Origin of the sequence: uncultured Bradyrhizobium sp. (assembly GCF_936943645.1) — a bacterium.
Taxonomy (GTDB): Bacteria; Pseudomonadota; Alphaproteobacteria; order Rhizobiales; family Xanthobacteraceae; genus Bradyrhizobium.
Window position 1 is genome coordinate 22,644 of the sequence record NZ_CAKZJO010000053.1, and the last position, 18,027, is coordinate 40,670.

18 protein-coding genes are annotated in these 18,027 nt (G+C 65.7%); 6 read left to right on the forward strand and 12 right to left on the reverse strand.

The features are described from left to right. Positions 1–8 precede the first annotated feature (8 nt). The 5 genes from Q0743_RS12080 to Q0743_RS12100 all read right to left on the reverse strand — a co-directional run bounded on the left by Q0743_RS12080 (position 9) and on the right by Q0743_RS12100 (position 6,210). The gene (locus Q0743_RS12080; RefSeq protein ID WP_298241753.1) at positions 9–785 is read right to left on the reverse strand and encodes an SDR family NAD(P)-dependent oxidoreductase; all 777 of its coding nucleotides are present in this window, start codon (positions 783–785) and stop codon (positions 9–11) included. Further along, positions 785–1,996, reverse strand: coding sequence for an acyl-CoA dehydrogenase (locus tag Q0743_RS12085; protein WP_298241754.1), 1,212 nt, complete (start codon positions 1,994–1,996; stop codon positions 785–787). Before Q0743_RS12085 ends, Q0743_RS12080 begins: the two co-directional genes overlap by 1 nt. 33 nt (positions 1,997–2,029) lie before the next feature. Continuing rightward, positions 2,030–3,247 carry an ABC transporter substrate-binding protein gene (locus Q0743_RS12090; RefSeq protein WP_298241755.1) on the reverse strand — a complete coding sequence of 406 codons (1,218 nt, stop codon included), beginning with the start codon at positions 3,245–3,247 and terminating at the stop codon, positions 2,030–2,032. 61 nt (positions 3,248–3,308) lie between these two features. After that, positions 3,309–5,438 carry an acetate--CoA ligase family protein gene (locus Q0743_RS12095; protein WP_298241756.1) on the reverse strand — a complete coding sequence of 710 codons (2,130 nt, stop codon included), beginning with the start codon at positions 5,436–5,438 and terminating at the stop codon, positions 3,309–3,311. A 1-nt stretch (position 5,439) separates the two neighbouring features. Continuing rightward, positions 5,440–6,210: an enoyl-CoA hydratase/isomerase family protein gene (locus Q0743_RS12100; protein WP_298241757.1), complete on the reverse strand. Its 771-nt coding sequence runs from the start codon at positions 6,208–6,210 to the stop codon at positions 5,440–5,442. A 188-nt stretch (positions 6,211–6,398) separates the two neighbouring features. Between Q0743_RS12100 and Q0743_RS12105 the strand changes: the two genes are divergently transcribed. Continuing rightward, the gene (locus tag Q0743_RS12105; RefSeq protein WP_298241758.1) at positions 6,399–7,376 is read left to right on the forward strand and encodes a tripartite tricarboxylate transporter substrate binding protein; all 978 of its coding nucleotides are present in this window, start codon (positions 6,399–6,401) and stop codon (positions 7,374–7,376) included. A 21-nt stretch (positions 7,377–7,397) separates the two neighbouring features. Here the strand turns inward: Q0743_RS12105 and Q0743_RS12110 are convergent, their stop codons facing one another. Continuing rightward, positions 7,398–8,072: a TetR/AcrR family transcriptional regulator gene (locus Q0743_RS12110; RefSeq protein WP_298241759.1), complete on the reverse strand. Its 675-nt coding sequence runs from the start codon at positions 8,070–8,072 to the stop codon at positions 7,398–7,400. Between the two features lie 99 nt (positions 8,073–8,171). Here Q0743_RS12110 and Q0743_RS12115 point away from each other — a divergent pair, with 99 nt between their 5' ends. Then, positions 8,172–9,056: an SMP-30/gluconolactonase/LRE family protein gene (locus Q0743_RS12115; protein ID WP_298241760.1), complete on the forward strand. Its 885-nt coding sequence runs from the start codon at positions 8,172–8,174 to the stop codon at positions 9,054–9,056. 7 nt (positions 9,057–9,063) lie between these two features. On the opposite strand, the gene Q0743_RS12120 is transcribed toward Q0743_RS12115, so the two are convergent. After that, the gene (locus Q0743_RS12120; protein WP_298241761.1) at positions 9,064–9,981 is read right to left on the reverse strand and encodes a LysR family transcriptional regulator; all 918 of its coding nucleotides are present in this window, start codon (positions 9,979–9,981) and stop codon (positions 9,064–9,066) included. A gap of 120 nt (positions 9,982–10,101) precedes the next feature. Between Q0743_RS12120 and Q0743_RS12125 the strand changes: the two genes are divergently transcribed. From Q0743_RS12125 to Q0743_RS12140, 4 genes are all read left to right on the forward strand, one after another. Then, a complete protein-coding gene (locus Q0743_RS12125) occupies positions 10,102–11,181 on the forward strand; it encodes an LLM class flavin-dependent oxidoreductase (protein ID WP_298241762.1) in 1,080 nt (359 codons plus the stop codon). Positions 11,182–11,223: 42 nt separating this feature from the next. After that, on the forward strand, positions 11,224–11,727 hold the full coding sequence (locus Q0743_RS12130; protein ID WP_298241763.1) for a flavin reductase family protein: 504 nt from the start codon (positions 11,224–11,226) through the stop codon (positions 11,725–11,727). Positions 11,728–11,794: 67 nt separating this feature from the next. After that, complete coding sequence (locus Q0743_RS12135; RefSeq protein WP_298241764.1) at positions 11,795–12,088, forward strand: hypothetical protein; 294 nt, start codon at positions 11,795–11,797, stop codon at positions 12,086–12,088. Positions 12,089–12,270: 182 nt separating this feature from the next. Beyond that, on the forward strand, positions 12,271–13,095 hold the full coding sequence (locus tag Q0743_RS12140; protein WP_298241765.1) for a metallophosphoesterase: 825 nt from the start codon (positions 12,271–12,273) through the stop codon (positions 13,093–13,095). A gap of 45 nt (positions 13,096–13,140) precedes the next feature. On the opposite strand, the gene Q0743_RS12145 is transcribed toward Q0743_RS12140, so the two are convergent. The 5 genes from Q0743_RS12145 to Q0743_RS12165 all read right to left on the reverse strand — a co-directional run bounded on the left by Q0743_RS12145 (position 13,141) and on the right by Q0743_RS12165 (position 18,023). Continuing rightward, the gene (locus Q0743_RS12145; protein WP_298241766.1) at positions 13,141–13,518 is read right to left on the reverse strand and encodes an NUDIX hydrolase; all 378 of its coding nucleotides are present in this window, start codon (positions 13,516–13,518) and stop codon (positions 13,141–13,143) included. Between the two features lie 3 nt (positions 13,519–13,521). Further along, the gene (locus tag Q0743_RS12150) at positions 13,522–14,541 is read right to left on the reverse strand and encodes an alcohol dehydrogenase catalytic domain-containing protein (protein WP_298241767.1); all 1,020 of its coding nucleotides are present in this window, start codon (positions 14,539–14,541) and stop codon (positions 13,522–13,524) included. Between the two features lie 149 nt (positions 14,542–14,690). Further along, complete coding sequence (locus Q0743_RS12155; RefSeq protein ID WP_298241768.1) at positions 14,691–15,638, reverse strand: sugar-binding transcriptional regulator; 948 nt, start codon at positions 15,636–15,638, stop codon at positions 14,691–14,693. A gap of 97 nt (positions 15,639–15,735) precedes the next feature. After that, a complete protein-coding gene (locus Q0743_RS12160; RefSeq protein ID WP_298241769.1) occupies positions 15,736–17,265 on the reverse strand; it encodes an alkaline phosphatase D family protein in 1,530 nt (509 codons plus the stop codon). After that, positions 17,262–18,023, reverse strand: a complete 762-nt coding sequence (locus Q0743_RS12165) for a glycerophosphodiester phosphodiesterase family protein (RefSeq protein ID WP_298241770.1) — start codon at positions 18,021–18,023, stop codon at positions 17,262–17,264. Before Q0743_RS12165 ends, Q0743_RS12160 begins: the two co-directional genes overlap by 4 nt. Positions 18,024–18,027 lie beyond the last annotated feature (4 nt).

Below are 18,027 nucleotides of genomic sequence, written 5' to 3' on the forward strand. Positions count from 1 at the left end.
ATCGTCCACTAGGCCAGATATCCGCCGTCCACCGGCAGGATGGCGCCGTTGACATAGGACGCCATCGCAGACGCCAGAAAGACCACCGGCCCCGCGATCTCGTCCGGCTGTCCCACCCGCTTCATCGGCGTGCGCGCCATCAGGCCGGACAGCCGCGCGGGATTGTCGCGGGTGAACTCGCTCATCTCGGTCGCGATGATGCCCGGCGCGACGGCGTTGACCCGGATGCCGTCGGGCGCGAGGTCGCGGGCGAGCGCCTGCGTGAACAGCCTCACCGCCCCCTTGGACGGCGAATAGCCGAGCGCCCCGTTCATGCCGCCAAAGGCCGCAACGGAGGCGACGTTTATAATAGTCCCTCGCGTCTTGCGCAGCGCCGGAATGAAGGCGTGGACCACGTTGAAGGTTCCGTTGACGTTGACGTCGAACACCTGCCGCCAGTTCTCGGGGGCGCGCGGGCTGTCAATCGGCTCGCGAATAATGATGCCGGCATTGTTGACGAGGACGTCCGCCGGGCCGATCTCTTCGTCCACGCGCCTGGCCACGTCATTGCACGCCGCAGCGTCGGTGACGTCGAGCGAACAGGCGAGCGCCTCCTTGCCTGCATCCCTGATCTCGCGCGCGGCCGACTCTGCCTTGTCCTGCCGCAGATCGGTCACGACGACCCTGGCTCCAGCGGCGGCAACGCCCAGGGCGATGGCACGGCCGATGCCCTGTCCCGCGCCCGTCACGACGACGAGGCGATTCTGGAGCAGGCCCGCTGGGAGGCTCTGGCCGCCGGACCCCATCACTTGCCCCGCGACAGCTGGAGAATACGATCGGCAATGATACCGAGCTGGATCTCGGTCGTCCCGGCATAGATCGTTTCGGCGCGCGCCTGGAGATAGATCGCCTCGAACCGTCGTCGCGCCACCGTGATCGCCGCCTTCTGCGGCAGGGACGCCTGCGAGAGCAGCTCGAGCGCGAGCGCCGCAAAACGCTGATGCGACTCGCTCCAATAGAGTTTCGCAAGACTGCCGCGCGCGCCGATCTTGTCACCCTTGACCAGCGCCTCGACCGCGGTCTCGACATGCGCTTTCAGCACCTCGATCTCGACCGCGACCTCGCCGAGCCTGACCGCGTAGTGCCGGTCCGCGACCATCGCCGACAGCGCCGGGTCCGCCTTGCAGGACGAGATCAGATGACGCAGCTCATTCTCGAACCGCCAGGCGCGATACATACGGTTGGTCGCCCGCTCGATCTCCAGCACGCGGATGGCTGCGGCCCAGCCTTCGTCGGGCGCTCCGATCGCATCCTGCTGGGCCACCTCGACCTCGTCGAAGAACACCTCGCAAAAGCTCTCGCGGCCGTCGATCGACTTGATGGTGCGCACGCGCACGCCTTCGGCATCGAGCGGCACCGCGAACATCGCAAGGCCGCGATGGCGATCCTCCAGTGCCCCGGTGCGGGCGAGCACGAGACAGCGCTGCGACCGGTAGGCGCCGCTGGTCCAGATCTTCTGACCGTTGATCCGCCAACCGTCACCGTCCCGCGTCGCGCGCGTACGCAGGCCCGCGAGGTCGGAGCCCGCTTCGGGCTCGGAAAAGCCCTGGCACCAGATGTTGCGCATCTCGAGGATCGCCGGCAGGAAGCGCCGCTTCTGCTCCTCCGTGCCGACGGCCAGAATGATCGGACCGGCGAGCTCCTTGCCGATCGAGTTGACGCTCTCCGGCATCGCAAGCCGGCCGATCTCCTGATTGGCGATGAGATGTTCGCGCAAGGAGCGGCCGTGCCCGCCATAGGCCTTCGGCCAGGTGATGCCGGTGAGGCCGGCGCGGTACATCGCCGCCTCCCAGGCGACGGACTGCTGGAGCGTGGGCGGCGCGAAGGCGGCGCTGTCACTGCGGAAGCTGGCAGGCAGATTGGCGTGAAGCCAGCGATGCATCGCATTGCGATAGGCCTCGCCGGTCAGGTTCTCGCTTGCGGTGGATTGCGCCGATACCGCTTCAACTACACTCATTGCCTGCTTCCCGTTCTCGCCACGTCCGCCGACTCACTGCGACTTGAGCAGATCGCAGGCACTCTCCGAGGCCGGCCGCCACGCATCCTCGGGCGCGATCGTGCCGGTAATCTCGTAATAGTCGTAGGTGTATTTGGATTCCGCCGGTGTCTTGATCCGCGCGACATAGAGCGGGCGCATCACCTGGCCGTCGGCCCGGATCGCGACATTCTTCATCTCGAAATCGTTGACCGGCGTGTTCTTCATCTGCCGCATCACGGCATCACCATCGTCGGAACCGGTCGCGGCCACCGCCTTCAGGTAATGCGTGATGGCGCTGTAGGTGGCCGACTTGCCCTCGTTGAGCAGCTGACCATTGGTCGCCTCGGCATAACGTTTGGCGAAGGCCCTGCTCTCCGGGGTCATGTCCCAATAGAACGGCGTCGTCAGCCGCACGTTCTGCAGATCCTTGAGGCCGATCCCGTGGGTCTGGCTGATCATGAGACCGAGCGGGACGAGCAATTGCGACTTGGTCAGGCCAAACTCCTGCGCCTGCTTGATCGCATTGGCGAAGTCCGCCCCCGAATTGGCGAGCGCGATCGCCTTGGCGCCGCTGGCCTGCGCCGTCAGCAGGAACGAGGAGAGATCCGACGCATTCAGCGGATGCAGCACCGACCCCACCACCTTGCCGCCGCCCGCTTCGATGAACTTCGTCGCATCCGCCTGCCAGGCCTTGCCGAAGGCGTAGTCGACCGTCAGGAAGAACCAGCTGTCGACGCCCTGCGCGAGCAGCGCTTTCACCGTGGCCTTCGGCTGGGCATAGGTGTCGACCACCCATTGCGTGGTCATCGGCGAGCATTTGTCGTTGGTGAAGAACGAGCCTGCCGTGCCGGCCAGCATGTAGGGCTTCTTGCGGTTCTTCATGATGTCCTGCACGGCCAGCGCGATCGACGAGGCCGAGCAGCCGACGATGGCATCGACGCCCTCATTGTCGAGCCAGCGCATCGCGATTGCGACGCCGACATCGGGCTTGTTCTGGTCGTCGGCGATCACGAGCTCGATCTTCTTGCCGCCAACCGCTCCGCCGAAATCGGCGACCGCAAGCTTGGCCGCGGCCACCGAGCCGAGGCCGCAATTGTCGGCATAGGGACCGTTCTGGTCGTTCATGATGCCGATCTTGATCACGTCGCCGGAGATGCCCTGTGCCGACAGCGGTACATTCGTCAGCAGCAAGGCCATGATGCCGAGCGCCGCGATCGTCAATCTTCTCATGTCATCCTCCCGTTCTCAGCGTTTCCTCTGGGTCCGCTTCTGCGGCCTCTTGTGATTTAGTTCAGTGGCTGGGGATCGGCCGCTCACCGTGCGGGATCAGCAGCGCGTCGAGCGCCACGGCTCCCTCGCCCCTGGCGCGGAGCAGCAGCGGGTTGACGTCGATCTCCGCAATGGTTTCGGCATGGGCAGCGGCAAAGCGCGACAATGCGGCGACGGCCCGGGCCGCGGCTTCGAGGTCGGCGCGCGGCCGCCCCCGCGCACCGTCGAGCACCGCGAAGGCCTTCAGCGATCTCAGCATCGCCATCGCCTGCGTCTCGCTGACCGGCGCCATCTGCACGGCAGTGTCCTGGAGGATCTCCGCGAAAATGCCGCCGAGGCCGACCATCACCACGGGTCCGAACACCGGATCGATGCGGCTGCCAAGGATCAGCTCGGCGACACCTTTGGCCATCGGCGCCACGATCACGCCGTCGATCGCCGCGTTGGGGGCCCTGGTAGCGACGCGATCGCGCATCTGGGCATAGGCGCGCCGAACCTCGGCTTCCGAGCCGACGCCGACGACCACGCCGCCAACCTCCGTCTTGTGCGGCAGATCGGGCGAAGCGATCTTCAACACCACGGGGTAGCCGATCTCGGTGGCCGCGCGTGCCGCCGCATCCGCATCCTGGACGAGATGTTCGGCCAGCACCGGCACGCCAGCTTCGGCGAGCGCGCGCTTGGCACCGATCTCATGACGGAAGGCGTCGGTTGCAAGCGGCCCTGCCTTCGCAACGGTCTCCGGCCTGTCCTGCGGACGCTGCGTCGCAGCCTGCAACCGCACCAGCGCGGCGACGGTCGCGCAACAGCCGTCGAAACTTGCGATCGTCGGAAAGCCCAGCGCGTGCAGCTCGCTCAGTGCGTCATCCGGCCCGTCCACGCACAGGACGATGGGACGCGCCGGAAACTGCGCGCGCATGTTGCGCAGCGTGTCCATGTAGATCGAGCGCAGGCGCGGCAGATGCAGCGAGAACGGCAGCGGCAAGATCACCGTATCAGCCCGCTCGTCCGCCACGACGGCCGTCATGATCTTCTCCAGAAGATCCGGGCGGCTCGACATCTGCGCGGTGGCGTCGACCGGATTGCGGGCCGACGCAAACGGCACCAGCTCCAGAATTTTCCGCTGCGTCTCCTCGCCGAGCTCGGGCAGCGTCAGCCCGACCGACTGCGCGGCGTCCGCGAGCAGGACGCCGAAGCCGCCCGACGCCGTGAGGATGGCGATGCCCGGCCCCTTCGGCAGCCGGTCCGGCAGCAGGATCGATGCGGCATGGCCGAGATCGATCAGCTCGTCGAGGCTGCGCACGCGCACCGCGCCGCAGCGCGCAAACAGCGCGTCGAACACGGCATCCGATCCCGCCATGGCTCCGGTGTGCGAGGCTGCGGCGGCCTGGCCTGCCGCGGACGTCCCGATCTTCATGGCAATGACCGGCTTGCCGGCGTCGCGCGCCTGTTCCAGCGCAGCGATCAGGCGGCCGGCATCGCGGCAGGCTTCGAGGCAGCACAGGATCACCTTGGTGGCGGGATCACGCGCCATCCAGGCGATGCCGTCGGCGATGTCGATGTCGCACTCGTTGCCCGTGGTAATGAAACGACTGACACCGACCCCGCGCTCACTGGCAAGGCGCATCGTGTAGCTGCCGAGATTGCCGCTCTGCGAGACGATGCCGAGCGACCCGGCGGCCGGCATGCCGTACTCGAGCACGATCGAGAACGTCGCGATGCTCTTCTCGGCGACGCTGACCGCACCGAGACAGTTCGGCCCCAGCAGGCGCATGCCGCTGCTGCGCGCGGCAACGCACAGCCGCTCCTGCATGGCGCGCCCCTGCTCACCGAGCTCGGCAAAGCCCGAGGAGAACACGACGACGCTGCGAACGCCGCGAGCGGCGCATTGCTCCACCGCCTCGCCCGCGCGTTCCGCGTCCACCGCGATGATCGCAAGGTCCGGCGCCTCCGGCACCTCGGCGACGGAAGCATAGGCCTGCAGCCCCTGCACCATCGCGGCCTTGGGATTGACCGGGTAGATCCGGCCCGCATAGCCGTGCCGGCGCAATAGATCGACCGGCCGGCCGCCGATCTTGGTCGCCTCCTGCGAGGCGCCGATGATCGCGATCGAGCGCGGCGACATCAGCGCGTCGAGACCTTCTCCCGGCCGCATCTCAGCGCCCCTTGAACACCGGTGCGCGCTTCTCCAGGAACGCCATCCGCGCCTCCTTGGCGTCCTCCGTCTTGGACAGCGCCATGGTGATGTTCTGCTCGAAGCGGTAGGCATCGCGCGGCGGCATCAGCTCGACCATGTTGGCCGCGTTCTTGGCGTACTCCATCGCGATCGGGCTCTTCGAGGCGATCTCCCGGGCGATCTTCATCGCTTCGGGGATCAGGTTCTCCTTGGTGGTGCAGGCCTCGATGATGCCGAGGCGGTAGAGCTCGGCGGCCGGCACGCGGTAGCCGGTGAAGAACATGCGGCGCATCAGCGAGCGGCCGAACAGCGTGTTCAGCATGGCAGCACCGCCGGCGAGGCCCACGTTGATCTCGGGCATGCCGAACACGGCCTCCTCGCAGGCGTAGAAGATGTCGCAGGACGCCATCAGGCCGACGCCGGCACCCAGCGCGACGCCGTTGATCGCCGCGATGACCGGCTTGGCGCATTCGCGAATGCAATTGCCGGTCTCACGGGTGATGCGGTTGTGGCTGTGAAACGCGCCGATCTTGGTCGGGTCCGGCCGGTCCTTCAGATCCGCGCCGCTGCAAAACACCTTTCCCGCGCCGGTCAGGATCGCGACCCTGACGTCGGCCCGTTCGGAAATCTCGTCGAACACGGCGACGATGCGGTCGCGCATGGCGCGATCGAGCGCGTTCACCGGAGGCCGGTTCAGCGTCACCAGCGCGATGTTGTCGGACACTTCGAGGGTGACGATATCTGCTGACATGGGCTTCCTCCTGGGCTTCTGCTTGTCTTGCTTGTGATCGTATTGCCATTCCTGACCGATCGGTCAGCTTTTTGTGCTGATAACACCAAGCAGGCGGACTTGCAATATCCTGCCAACCTCCTATTGACCGACCGACCGGTCAGTCGATAGATTCAAGGCAAGCAAGAACGACCTTGAGGAGGACTCCCATGCCCAGGATCAACCGACGCCAGGCGACAGCTCTGATCGCCGGTGCCCTCGCCGCTCCGCTCGGTGCGCCCGCGATCGTCAGAGCGCGCGCATCGCAAACCTTCATCATCGTGCCTTATGCGCCCGGCGGCTCGATCGACAGCCTGATGCGATCGATCGCGAAGGCCATGGCGGAAACCCTGGACCAGCCGGTGCTGGTCGACAACAAGCCCGGGGCCAACGGCATCGTCGGATCGCAATATGTGGCACGTGCGCCGAAGGACGGATCGGTCCTGCTCGCCGGCGGCACCGGGCCGATCTCGCTGAACGTGCTGCTGCGCAAGAGCCTGCCATACAAGCTGGAGGACTTCGCCTCCGTCGCCATGCTCTGCAACGGGCCGCTGTCGCTGACCGTGAACGCGCGCACGCCGGCCACTGACGTCAAGAGCTTCGTCGCCTACGCCAGGGGCCGCGACAAGCCGCTGTTCTACGCCACGCTCGGTCCAGGCAGTGTCACCCATCTGTTCGGAATCATGATGGGCAAGTCGATGGGATTTGCCGTCACCGAGGTCGCCTATCGCAACAATCCCGCCTCCATCATGGAAACGCTGTCGGGAGAATGCGATCTCAACTTCGCAACCCCCGCCGCCGTGATCGAGCATGCGCGCAGCGGTCAGCTGCGCATCCTCGCCCTCTCCGCGGAAAAGCGGATGGCGAGTTTCCCCGACATCCCGACGCTGGCCGAATCCGGCTATCCCAACCTCACGGCCTCGTTCTGGACCGCGCTTCACGCGCCCGCAGGCACGCCGCCCGACGTCATCGCGCGGCTGAACGCGGCCGCGAACGCCGCGATGCAGAAGCCGGACATCGCAAAGCAGCTCGAGACCGACGGACTGATGGTCGATACCGGTGCGCCGGAACGGCTCGATGCCCAGTTGACCAAGGATGCGGCGCTATGGGGGCCGGTGATCAAGGCGCAGAACATCGTTCTGGAATGAGGGGCGGTCGCCGATCGCCGGTCAGCGCGACTTACGCCGGCCTGTCTTGGACGGCTCCGCCGACGGAAGCGCGACAAGCTCGCCGCTTCGCAGACCGTTGAAGATCATGTCGAAGAAGATCTCCGCGATCTGCTCGGGGGTCGCCGATTTGTTGGGATTGTACCAGCGATGCATCCAGTTGAGCGAAGACAGGATCAATCGCCCGGTCATGGGAACATCGACCTTGCGGATCTCGCCGGCGTCGATCGCCTCCTGGATCAGGCCGCGCAGGAAATTCTCGAAACGGTCGCGGCGCGTCAGCCGTTCCTTGTGCCTGCTTCGGTCGGGATCGTTCCAGAAGGCGGTGGTGGATGCGATCCAGGCCCAGCGGTAACGGCGGAAATACTCCGCCGTGGCGACCATGAAGGCGCGGATCTTCTGCGACGGCGCGCCGTCGGGAATGCGGTCGCGCACGAACAGATAGAGCTCGAGCGTGGAGCCGACCGCGACGCGCGCGTAGATCTCGTCCTTGTTGGAGAAGTGATGGTAGAGCAGCGATTTGGAGATGCCGCAGGCGAGCGCGATGTCGCGCATCGAGGTGCCCTCGAACCCCTTGCTGGCGAACAACCGCCCGGCCTCGGCCAGGATCTGCAGCACGCGGTCCGAAGCCTCGGCCTGGTTCGCAACGCCATCCTTCATCGTTGACAGTTCGGTCATGAACTCCGCAATCCATCGGTCGGCCCGGGGGCTATCTGGAATGAAACTAGGTTTTCACCGACCGATCGGTCAAGCCCGGCGATTACCGCGCGAGGAACCATGAGCGAGATCCGAATCAGGCGCATCGGCGCGACCAGGGACCGGCTCGGCGAGAGCCCGGTGTGGGACGAGCGCCGGCAGCGCCTTGTCTGGATCGACGCGCTCGCCGGAACGATCCACAGGCTGGATCCCCTCACGGGCGTCATCGAGCAGTTCAGCGTCCCCGCGCCGGTCGGCTCCCTGGCCCTGCGGAGCGACGGCGGCGCCATCCTGGCGCTGCGCAACGGATTTGCGCACTACGATTTCGATCGGCGCTTCCTGACGGAGGGCCCGTCGATCGGGCTCGACCATCCGAATGTGCGGCTGAACGACGGCAAGGCCGATCCTCACGGCCGCTTCCTCGCAGGCACGATGCACGGTGATCGCGCTCCGGACGAGACACCGCTCGGCGGTCTTTACCGGCTGGGCGCATCGGGCGCTCCGGAACTGCTGGAGACCGACCTCGCCGTGAGCAACGGACCGTGCTTCAGCCCGGACGGCCGCACCTTCTATCTTGCCGACAGCGCAAGGCGGATCATCTGGGCCTATGATTACAGCGCGGATGGGCCCCTCGCGAACAAGCGCGTCTTCGTCGACACGGAGGCGATGGGGTCCGGCTCCGACGGTGCAACGATCGATTCCGACGGCCATCTCTGGTCGGTGCTCGTGCGCATCGGCAAAATCGCGCGATTTGCACCTGACGGAACGATGGTGCGGACCATCGACATGCCGATCCGTCATCCCACCAGCGTAAGCTTCGGCGGCCCCGATCTCGACGTTCTCTACGTGACCTCGATCTCGCGCAGCCACGCACTCGGTGATGATCATCCCGATGCCGGCAGCTTGTTCGCCGTCGAAGGCCTCGGGGTTCGCGGGCTGCCGGCGCTTCGGTTCGCGCCGGACTGACCTGCACCTATTGCGCGGATCTCTTGACCTGCTTCGGCACGTGTTCCGCCATATAGTCCACGAAGACCCTGATCTTCTCCGGCAGATAGCTGCTCTGGAGGAACGCCGCATAAATCCCTTCGTCGAAGGTCGAATTCGTCACCCGGAAGCCCGGCAGCAGACGGAGGAGGCGTTTGCTCTTCAACTCCTCTGCCACGGTGTAGTCGTCGAGCAGAGCGATGCCATGCCCGGCGATGGCGAGATCGCACAACACCACACCGTTGTTGCTGCCAAAGGACGAGGGCACGACGATCTCGCGCAGCCGGTTCCTGCGCATGAACTTCCAGACCACGTCTTCCGGACCCATCCAGTAGGTCAGGCAATTGTGGCGCGTGATGTCCTCCGGCTCGCGCAGCTTCGGCATCCGGCCGACGTAGTCCGGCGACGCCACCAAAATCCGCTCGCTCCTCAACAGTCTTCGCTGCATGAGGCCGGGGTCCGTCGGCGCCTGGATCTGAAAGTCGATGTCGAACTCATCTTCGCGAAGCTGAGGCCGTCGCTCCGACAGGCGCAGCTCCACCTTCAGCTCCGGATAGAGCTTCTGGAAGCCGGGAATCAGCGGCGTAAGCACCTTGATGCCGAACAGCGTCCGCGAATGCACCCGCAGCGTCCCGCGCGGCGCGGTCTGCAGCGCGAGCGCGGCGGCTTCGGCATCCTCGATGCCGTGCAGCACCTGCTCGGTGCGCTGAAAGAATATCTTGCCGGCATCGGTCAGGCCGAGATGGCGCGTGCTGCGGTTCAGCAGCTGGACGCCGAGCTGCGCCTCGAGCTCGCCGACATAGCGCGACACCGACGCCGGCGAGAGCCCGACGCGGCGCCCGGCCGCCGAAAAACTGCCCTCGCGGACGGCGCTGACGAACAATTCCATGGCCTGGAGGCGATTCATCGATCTTTTCAGATTTTGCAAAAGACATGCTCAGATTACGCCAATTGTTCGAAAATGCTCAAGCCCATAACTTCATGAGAACGCGTCGCAAGAGCGACCGATTGTGGGAGGAAGCAACCGATGGAATTCGGCGTATTCATTCTGGCGCAGCAGCGCGGCTATCATCAAAGCTCGCAACAGGTCATCAACAACGCCGTCGAGCAGACGGTTGCCGCCGAACACGCGGGTTTCGACACGGCGTGGTACGCCGAGCATCATTTCAACAATTACAGCCTCTGCCCCTCGCCGCTGATGATGGTCGCCCATTGCGCCGGCCTGACCAAGCGCATCCGCCTCGGCACCGCGGTCTGCGTGCTGCCGCTGTATCATCCCGCCCGCCTGCTCGGCGAAATCGGTTTTGCCGACACCGTCTCGAACGGGCGTCTCGATCTCGGCATCGGCTCGGGCTATCAGAAGTTCGAGTTCGACCGTTTCGGGGTCGACCTCGACCATTCGCATGCGCTGTTCGCCGAATTCTACGACGTGCTCCACGCCGGCATGAAGGAGCGCATCTTCTCCTATTCCGGCGAGCACCTGAAGATGCCGCCGACCGCCATCGCGGTGCGCACCGTGCAGACGCCGATGCCGCCGATCTGGGTCACCTCCGGTCACGGCGAGACGCTCGGCCGCGCCATTCGCGACAACCACAATCTGTTCGTCACCGCGCTCCTCAACGGCCTCGATGCCATCAAGGCGCTGCGCGAACGCCTCGAAGGGATCGCGGCCAAGGAAGGCCGCTCCATCGACGACACCCGGTTCGGCTTCCTGCGCTGCGCCTATGCCAGCGACAATGACAGCGAGATCCAGTCCTATCTGGACAGTGCGCGCTTTCAGCGCCGGCTGTCCGAGAGCCTGAAGTTCCGTCGCGCCCAGAGCGATGACGGCTACCTGATCAAGGAGGAAGCCGGACCGAACGACATGAGCCTCGAGACGATGCGAAGCAATCTGCCCGTCGGCGGCGTCAACCAGGTCATCGACCGCATGCTGGAGGAGATCAGCATCCTGAAGCCGACCCATATCGCGCTGCAGACCCAGCTCGGCGATTTCGATCAGCGCACGATGCTGCGCCAGATCGAGCTGTGGGGCAGCAGGATCATTCCCGCGATCCGGAAGGAGCTGAAGTCGGGCCGCAAGGTCGCGGACGAAGCGGTTTCGGCATAGGCGGCAAGACGCGCGCTGCGGAGCTCCGTCATGGGATGTCAGATGCCTCAAATGCCCGATGTCCGCTCGGTCGAAGCCGCCGAGTTTCGGCTGGCGATGCGCAACCTCGCGAGCGGCGTCGCCATCGTGGCGACGGGAGCGGACGCAACACGGCGTGGGTTGACGGTCAGCTCCGTCACCTCGCTGTGCCTGGATCCACCGAGCCTGCTCGTCGGCGTCAATTCGAGCTCCGAAACCCATGCCGGCATCCTCGCCAACGGCCGCTTCGGGGTCAGCCTGCTTGGTGCTGGGCAGGAGGATCTGGCGTTGCGTTTTGCCGGCAGCGTCAAGGGCGTCGAGCGCTTCGCAACGGCGCAATGGGAGCAAGGCACGCTCGACGTTCCGCTCCTCGAGCGGGCGATCGGCGCCCTGGAATGCGTACTGCATCATCACCAGGTGGTCGGCACGCATGGCCTCTTCATCGGCAGGATCGTGGCGACGCGGGGCGGTCACGGCGATCCGCTCGTCAATTTTCAGGGGGCTCTGCACGCGCTGCCGCGCGGGTAGCTGGATTTGCCGGGCGAGATCCGGCAATACCGTCCTTATCGGCGGGGATCGCAACAGGAGCGACAGCATGATCATCGAATGCTTCGACGGAGGTGTTGTCCGGCTTTCCGAGCCGTCCGACTTTCGCAGGTTCAAGCTGGTGATGCATGCAGAGACATCGATGGATGGTCAGCCCTGGAAGGGAATCATGCTGGTCGGCGACCGCGATGCGCTCGTCTCGATCGATCTGGTCCCGACCTTGGAGGGCCGGCCTGACGATGCGGACTGGCACCAGCGCTACACCGAGATGCTGGCGAAAGCCCGCGAGCATGGCTGGATCGACAAGAACGCCATTCGCGCGCATATCGAAAGACCGGCCTAGATCTGCTGCTTCCAAGCCCGCATGCGGCGTGCGAGCAGAGCGAAAGACACTTCGAACGGCACCGGTGTCGCTGCACGACATTTGTGACCTGAAGTGACCATGTGTATACTCGACCAAAATGGCATGGTCCGCTCGAGCGACGTCGGCGCACGGCGCGACACGCGGCCCGCAGCAGAGGCGTCATGGTCCGAGTCCTTCAGATTTCCGATACGCATCTCAGCCCGGATAAGTCGCACTTCGAGCCGAATTGGGCGCCGCTTGCGCGCTGGATCGCGGACCAAAAGCCGGATCTTGTCATCCATACCGGCGACGTGACGGTCGACGCAGCCGATCAGGAGGCTGACGCGGCCTATTGCGCGCGCCAGCTGGCTTCGCTTGGCGTCCCCATCGTCACGGTTCCCGGAAACCACGATGTCGGCGAAGTCGGCCACCCGCACCAGCCGGTGAATGAGGAGCGGCTCGCCCGCTTCCGGCGCCATTTCGGTGACGACCGCTGGCTGCGGGACGTGGCCGGCTGGCGCCTGATCGGGCTCAATTCGATGATCATCGGCGGCGGCCCGGGGGATGCGGAACAGAGCGAATGGCTCGAGGCCGCGATGGCCGATGCTGCAGGACGCCGCATCGCCTGGTTCATGCATCGCCCCCTCTTCATCGAGACTCCGGACGAAGCGGATACCGGTTACTGGTCAGTCAAGCCGGGACCGCGCCGCGCTCTTCTCGATCTGCTGCAGCGCTATCGGGTCGAGATCGTGGCCAGCGGCCATCTGCATCGCTGGCACGAGATGCGCCTGAACGGCACGCACTATATCTGGGGACCGGCGGCAGGCTTTCTGGTCGGCGAGAAGCTGGCGCCACCGATGGGCGGAGCCGCGCGGCTCGGCGCAGTGGTCTACGATATCGACGGCGAGACCATCGACGTCTCCATTCGTCCGGTGCCCGGCCTCACCGACTACTGGATCGACGACGTCGTGCACGAAGTCTACCCGCCGCGCGAGGCCAAGGCGTGACCTGCACCGAACGGATCGCCTGAGGCCAACGACCGACCGGAAGCCTCACCTCGGAAACAGCTTGTCGCGGATGTAGCGCGACGTCGCCGTCAATCTGGCGCCGCGCGGCTTGCGCCAGACCGCACGGTCGATCTCCTTCTTGTCACCGACCTTCAGGCGTCCCGACACCTTCTTGGCCAGGAAGATCGCATCGCTCATCCGTCGGCCGGTCCCGCCCTTCTTCGCTTTCACTTCCTTCCAGAGTTTCAGGGGACCGAGCTTCAGCTTGGGAAGCTCTTCCTTGATCTCGCGGCGAAGGCAGCGCCTGTCGCTCTCACCTGTCCGCCTTCGTCCTCCCGGAAACATCCAGAGCCCGTCGCGCCTGCGCCTCACCATCAGGACGCGCCCTTTTCTCACGACGACCAGTTTGGATGATTGCGCCATGGTTTACGGGCAAATGATCGCCTTGATGATGCCGTCGCGCCGCGCGACCTGCTGCTCGAACGCGGCAGGCGTCTGGTCGAGCGAGAAGCTATGGGTCGCCAGCGGTGCCAGCTTGACCTGCCCCGACTGCGCGAGGGCAATGGCGCGCGGGTAGACCTCCGGCATGCGGCGTGAAAACTTGATCGACAGGCCCTTCCGGCGCGATTCCGCGCCGCTGAGGATGTACTGGTTGTTCTCGGGAATGCCGACGAGAACGACCCGGCCGCCGATACGCGCACAGCGCGCGGCGTGCTCGAAACCGTGCGAGGAGTCGGTCGCCTCGATCACCAGATCGACACCGCGGCCATCGGTGGCGTCGGCAACCTCGGCATAGCTGCGGCAGGCAACATCCGCCCCGAGGTCGCACGCCAGCGCCGTGCGCTGCTCGACCGGGTCGATCGCGATGATCTTGCCGCTGCCTGCGAGCCGCGCCAGTTGCACGAGCAGCAGTCCCACCGGACCGCAGCCGAGCACCGCCACCGTCTCCTGAAGCCGCGGACGCGCCAGATCCATGGCATGGATCGCGACGCCTAGCGTCTCCAGAATCGCCGCGCCGGCGGGGTCGATGCTTTCGGGCACCACATGCACGGCCGATTTCGGCACGCAGACGAATTCGGCCATGGCGCCGTTGTGAGGAGCGTAACCCAGGAACTTCACGTTCGGGCAGAGATTGGTGTGCCCGCGATGACACCACTCGCAATGGCCGCACGGAATGGACGGATCGACCGCCACCAGCGCGTCGGCCGAGAACCCCGCCTTGCGGGCCGAGTCCGGCGTCAGGACGCCCGAGAATTCGTGCCCCAGGACGAACGGCCTGACTTGCGTCGGGCCCGTCGTCCCGCCCTCGAGGTAGGAGTGCAGGTCGCTGCCGCAGACACCGACGGCCTTGACGCGGATGATGAGCTCGTCATCCGCGAGCGGCCTCGGCTCGGGAATATCGAGGACACGGATATCACGAATGTCCTGGAGCACCGCAGCGCGCATGTCGTCGCCATCCTTCTGAGCAATTGTCTCAGATATATTACATATGTAATCGGCGGGTGACAAATGCTTTCACGCGCCGTTGGCGCGCATGCGCGGGCCATCGCGCCCTCGATGCCCGAGGCGCGGTCCTGTCCCTTGCGAGAGTGCGGCTATTTCTGCTTGTCGATCAGTTTCAGCGCGGCGAGCGCGGTGTTCTCGTCCGTCACCAGCACCTTGCCGATCCGGCCCCGCAGCACAGCCGCGATGATCGGCGCCTTGTTGAGCCCCCCTGCGATCAGCATCGAGGTCGGCACGCGCGCCAGCTTTTCGAGCGGCATCGCGATGGCGCGGCTGTTGATGCCGTGATCGATGGGCCGGCCGGCCTTGTCGAGAAATTGCGCCAGGACGTCGCCGACGGCACCCGCCGCCCGCAGTTGCTCGGCACGCACGTCCGGCGGCAGTCCATGCCGCATCAACAGCGAGCGCGGCGTCATGTCTCCCATGCTCAGCAGCGCCAGATCGATCTTGTCGACGCTGTTCAGCACCTCCTGATAGACCTCCTGGGCCAGGAAGGTGTCGCGCGAGCGTCGGCTGCTGACGAAAATCGGCGCCGCCAGATAGCTGCACTGGGCGTGCAGCCGGTGCGCGAGCTCGCCCGCGATCTCGAACGTGTTGAGCTCGAGCCCGCGCGACAGGCCGCCCATCATCGAGACGATGGACAGATCGGGATAGTCCGCCGGCGTGACGTAACGGATCGTCTCGCGCAAGGTCGCGCCCCAGCCGATCCCGATGATGCGCGGGCGCTTCTGCTCGAGGAACTTCGACAGATACGCTCCCGCCGCCATCCCGATCAGGCTGCCGGTCTGCTCGGGATTCTCCGGGCTCGGGATGACGACGGCGTCCTCGAGGCCGCATTCCCGGCGCAGGCGGTGCTCCAGCTCCGTGCAGCTCGCAAAGGCGGAGTTGAGGCGGATATTGACGATGCCGGTCTGCCGGGCATCCGACAGCATTCGGTTGACGCGGGCGCGGGTCAGCCCCAGCCGCTCGCCGATCTCGGCCTGGGTCAGGTTCTCCATGTAATAGAGCCAGGCCACCCGCAGGATAGTTTGGTCAGTCACGGCGCAGCCCCCAGCAGCGGCCTCGAAACACAGTCAGACGTCGGAGCATTTGAGGCGATCTTTCCCTGGCCGTCAAATCGGCGCCATGTGGAGTACGTCATGCGGCCTTCGCGCCCGGCACGCCGTCCTCGACTACAAAGCTCGTCAGCCGGCGCACGGCGCTGCCGGCGTCCTTGACGTCGTCGAGCACCTCGAACCCCACGGTGCAATGCCGGGCGTCGAGCTCGACGGTCGCATAGCCGCGCTTGTCGCCACGCGCATAGAGCAGGTGCGGATTCTCCGCCAGCGCCTTGCGCACGCCGGCTTCGCTGGGCCCGTCCGAGGTGATGGAGGTGCCGACGAACTCGGTCGCAATGGTCGGTCCGTTCGGCCGGGTGAAGTCTTGCTTCAGATCGGCGGTGAAGAACGCGTGGCGGTCGCCGCCGATCACGATCGGATTGCGCCGTCGTTGCGCCACGAGCGAATCAAGCAACCGGCGGCGGGCATTGGGATAGCCGTCCCAGCCGTCCATCCAGAAGCGCGCGCCGTCGTCCCCTTCCCGCTTGTCCTGCGCCATCAGGGTCTGCTGCGCGACGATGGTCCAGCGGCCGCGGCAGTCGCGCAGGCGCGCATCGAGCCATTGTTCTTGCGCACGGCCCAACATCGTCCGCGCTTCGTCGGTCCGGTCCGCGCAGTCCTTGACCCAGGTCGGTCGCCCGCCCCCGACGCAGGCCGACGGCGAGCGATATTGCCGATCGTCGAGCAGCAGCACGTCGAGCATCTCGCCGAACCGATAGTGCTCATAGATCGTGGCATCTGCACCGCGTGGCCGCGCCGAGGGCGGCAGCGGCATGTGCTCGTAATAGGCCTGATAGGCTGCCGCACGAATCTTCAGGAACCGAGCGGCATCGCGCACGGTGTAGGAGCGATCATTGGCATAATCGTCCATCACCTCGTGGTCGTCCCAGATCGACAGCCAGGGAAAGGCGGCGTGCGCCGCCTGCAAATCGCGATCGCTCTTGTAGAGCGCGTAGCGGTTGCGGAATTCCTCGAGCGTCGTCGGAATTCCGACGCCGTGCTGGCGGACGTGGCGCGATCCCCAGGATTTCTCGTAGATGTAATCGCCGAGATGCACGACGAGGTCGAGATCGCGCGCGGCCATGTCGCGATAGGCGCTGAAATAGCCCTGCTCGTATTGCTGGCAGGATGCGAAGGCAAAACGGAATGTCCGCACCGCACCGGCCGGGGCGGTACGCGTGCGCCCGATCGGGCTGAGCGCCGGGCCGGCGCGGAAGCGATACCAATAGACGCGATCCGGCAGCAGGCCGATCGCCTCGGCATGCACGGAATGCGCGAGCTCTGCCGTCGTTCGCACGACGCCGCGGGAGACGACGTGCGCGAAGGCCTCGTCTTCGGCCACCTGCCATTCGACCTCGATCGATGCATCCTGCATGCCGCCGCCCTCGAGCGGCTGCGGCGCAAGCCGTGTCCACAGGACGACGCGGTCCTCGCGCGGGCATCCGGAGGCGACACCGAGCGTGAACGGATCCGCGCCAAATGAGACCGGCGCTCCCCGCACGAAGCCGGCGGGTGCAGCGAAGGCTGCGCTCGCAAGCGTCCCCACGAGAAAGCGGCGGCGGGGAATCACGGCTGCGCTGCGGCGGTTTTCAGCCTGCGACGGATGCTCGCAGCAAGATCCGGCCGGTCGGTCGTGATCTGCCGCACCGGCTGAGCGAGCCAATAGGCGATCTCCTCCGGCTCGTTGGTCACCCACACGCCGAGGCGCTCGGTGCCGAGCACCTTCAGAGCGAGCGGCATTGCGAGCCCCAGCGGCGATTTTTCGACCGCGACGATGCAACCGGGAATGGCGGCCAGTTGCGTCAGCGCGGACTCCATTCCGCCCATCATCTCCGCCGAGCGGCGATCGAGCGAGATCAGGACCCGCGCCTCCGGCAACAGCCTCCGCACGGTTTCAATCACCCCCGGCACGAAGCAGGTGATGACGGCACGCCGCTCCAGGCCCCGGCGCTTGACCTCGTCGATCAGCCGCGCCTCCAGTCCGGGATAGGCATAGCCGAGTGCATCCGTCTTGATCTCGATATGCAGCTCGTGCGTGGTGTCGCTGAACACATCCAGCACCTCGCCCAGGGTCGGGATGCAGTCGTCGCCGGTATCGCGAAGACGCATCGCCGTCAATTGCCGCAGGCTGCGCTCGCCGACCGGCCCGCTCTCGAACGTGGTGCGGTCGAGCAGCGGATCATGAATCACGACGATACCGCCATCCGTGCTCTGATGGACGTCGAACTCGACCGCATCGACGTCCTCCCTGCACAGGTTGTGGAAGCCCGTCAGGCTGTTCTCGGGCCAAAGATTGCGGCCGCCGCGATGCCCGGCGATGAAAACCATGATC

Excerpts from the sequence above, each read along its gene's own strand:
- Q0743_RS12090 (WP_298241755.1), bottom strand. The coding sequence starts at position 3,247 with ATGAGAAGATTGACGATCGCGGCGCTCGGCATCATGGCCTTGCTGCTG.
- Q0743_RS12095 (WP_298241756.1), bottom strand. The coding sequence starts at position 5,438 with ATGCGGCCGGGAGAAGGTCTCGACGCGCTGATGTCGCCGCGCTCGATC.
- Q0743_RS12085 (WP_298241754.1), bottom strand. The coding sequence starts at position 1,996 with ATGAGTGTAGTTGAAGCGGTATCGGCGCAATCCACCGCAAGCGAGAAC.
- Q0743_RS12135 (WP_298241764.1), top strand. The coding sequence starts at position 11,795 with ATGATCATCGAATGCTTCGACGGAGGTGTTGTCCGGCTTTCCGAGCCG.
- Q0743_RS12100 (WP_298241757.1), bottom strand. The coding sequence starts at position 6,210 with ATGTCAGCAGATATCGTCACCCTCGAAGTGTCCGACAACATCGCGCTG.
- Q0743_RS12145 (WP_298241766.1), bottom strand. The coding sequence starts at position 13,518 with ATGGCGCAATCATCCAAACTGGTCGTCGTGAGAAAAGGGCGCGTCCTG.
- Q0743_RS12125 (WP_298241762.1), top strand. The coding sequence starts at position 10,102 with ATGGAATTCGGCGTATTCATTCTGGCGCAGCAGCGCGGCTATCATCAA.
- Q0743_RS12110 (WP_298241759.1), bottom strand. The coding sequence starts at position 8,072 with ATGACCGAACTGTCAACGATGAAGGATGGCGTTGCGAACCAGGCCGAG.
- Q0743_RS12105 (WP_298241758.1), top strand. The coding sequence starts at position 6,399 with ATGCCCAGGATCAACCGACGCCAGGCGACAGCTCTGATCGCCGGTGCC.
- Q0743_RS12165 (WP_298241770.1), bottom strand. The coding sequence starts at position 18,023 with ATGGTTTTCATCGCCGGGCATCGCGGCGGCCGCAATCTTTGGCCCGAG.
- Q0743_RS12115 (WP_298241760.1), top strand. The coding sequence starts at position 8,172 with ATGAGCGAGATCCGAATCAGGCGCATCGGCGCGACCAGGGACCGGCTC.
- Q0743_RS12120 (WP_298241761.1), bottom strand. The coding sequence starts at position 9,981 with ATGAATCGCCTCCAGGCCATGGAATTGTTCGTCAGCGCCGTCCGCGAG.
- Q0743_RS12150 (WP_298241767.1), bottom strand. The coding sequence starts at position 14,541 with ATGCGCGCTGCGGTGCTCCAGGACATTCGTGATATCCGTGTCCTCGAT.
- Q0743_RS12130 (WP_298241763.1), top strand. The coding sequence starts at position 11,224 with ATGCCTCAAATGCCCGATGTCCGCTCGGTCGAAGCCGCCGAGTTTCGG.
- Q0743_RS12140 (WP_298241765.1), top strand. The coding sequence starts at position 12,271 with ATGGTCCGAGTCCTTCAGATTTCCGATACGCATCTCAGCCCGGATAAG.
- Q0743_RS12080 (WP_298241753.1), bottom strand. The coding sequence starts at position 785 with ATGGGGTCCGGCGGCCAGAGCCTCCCAGCGGGCCTGCTCCAGAATCGC.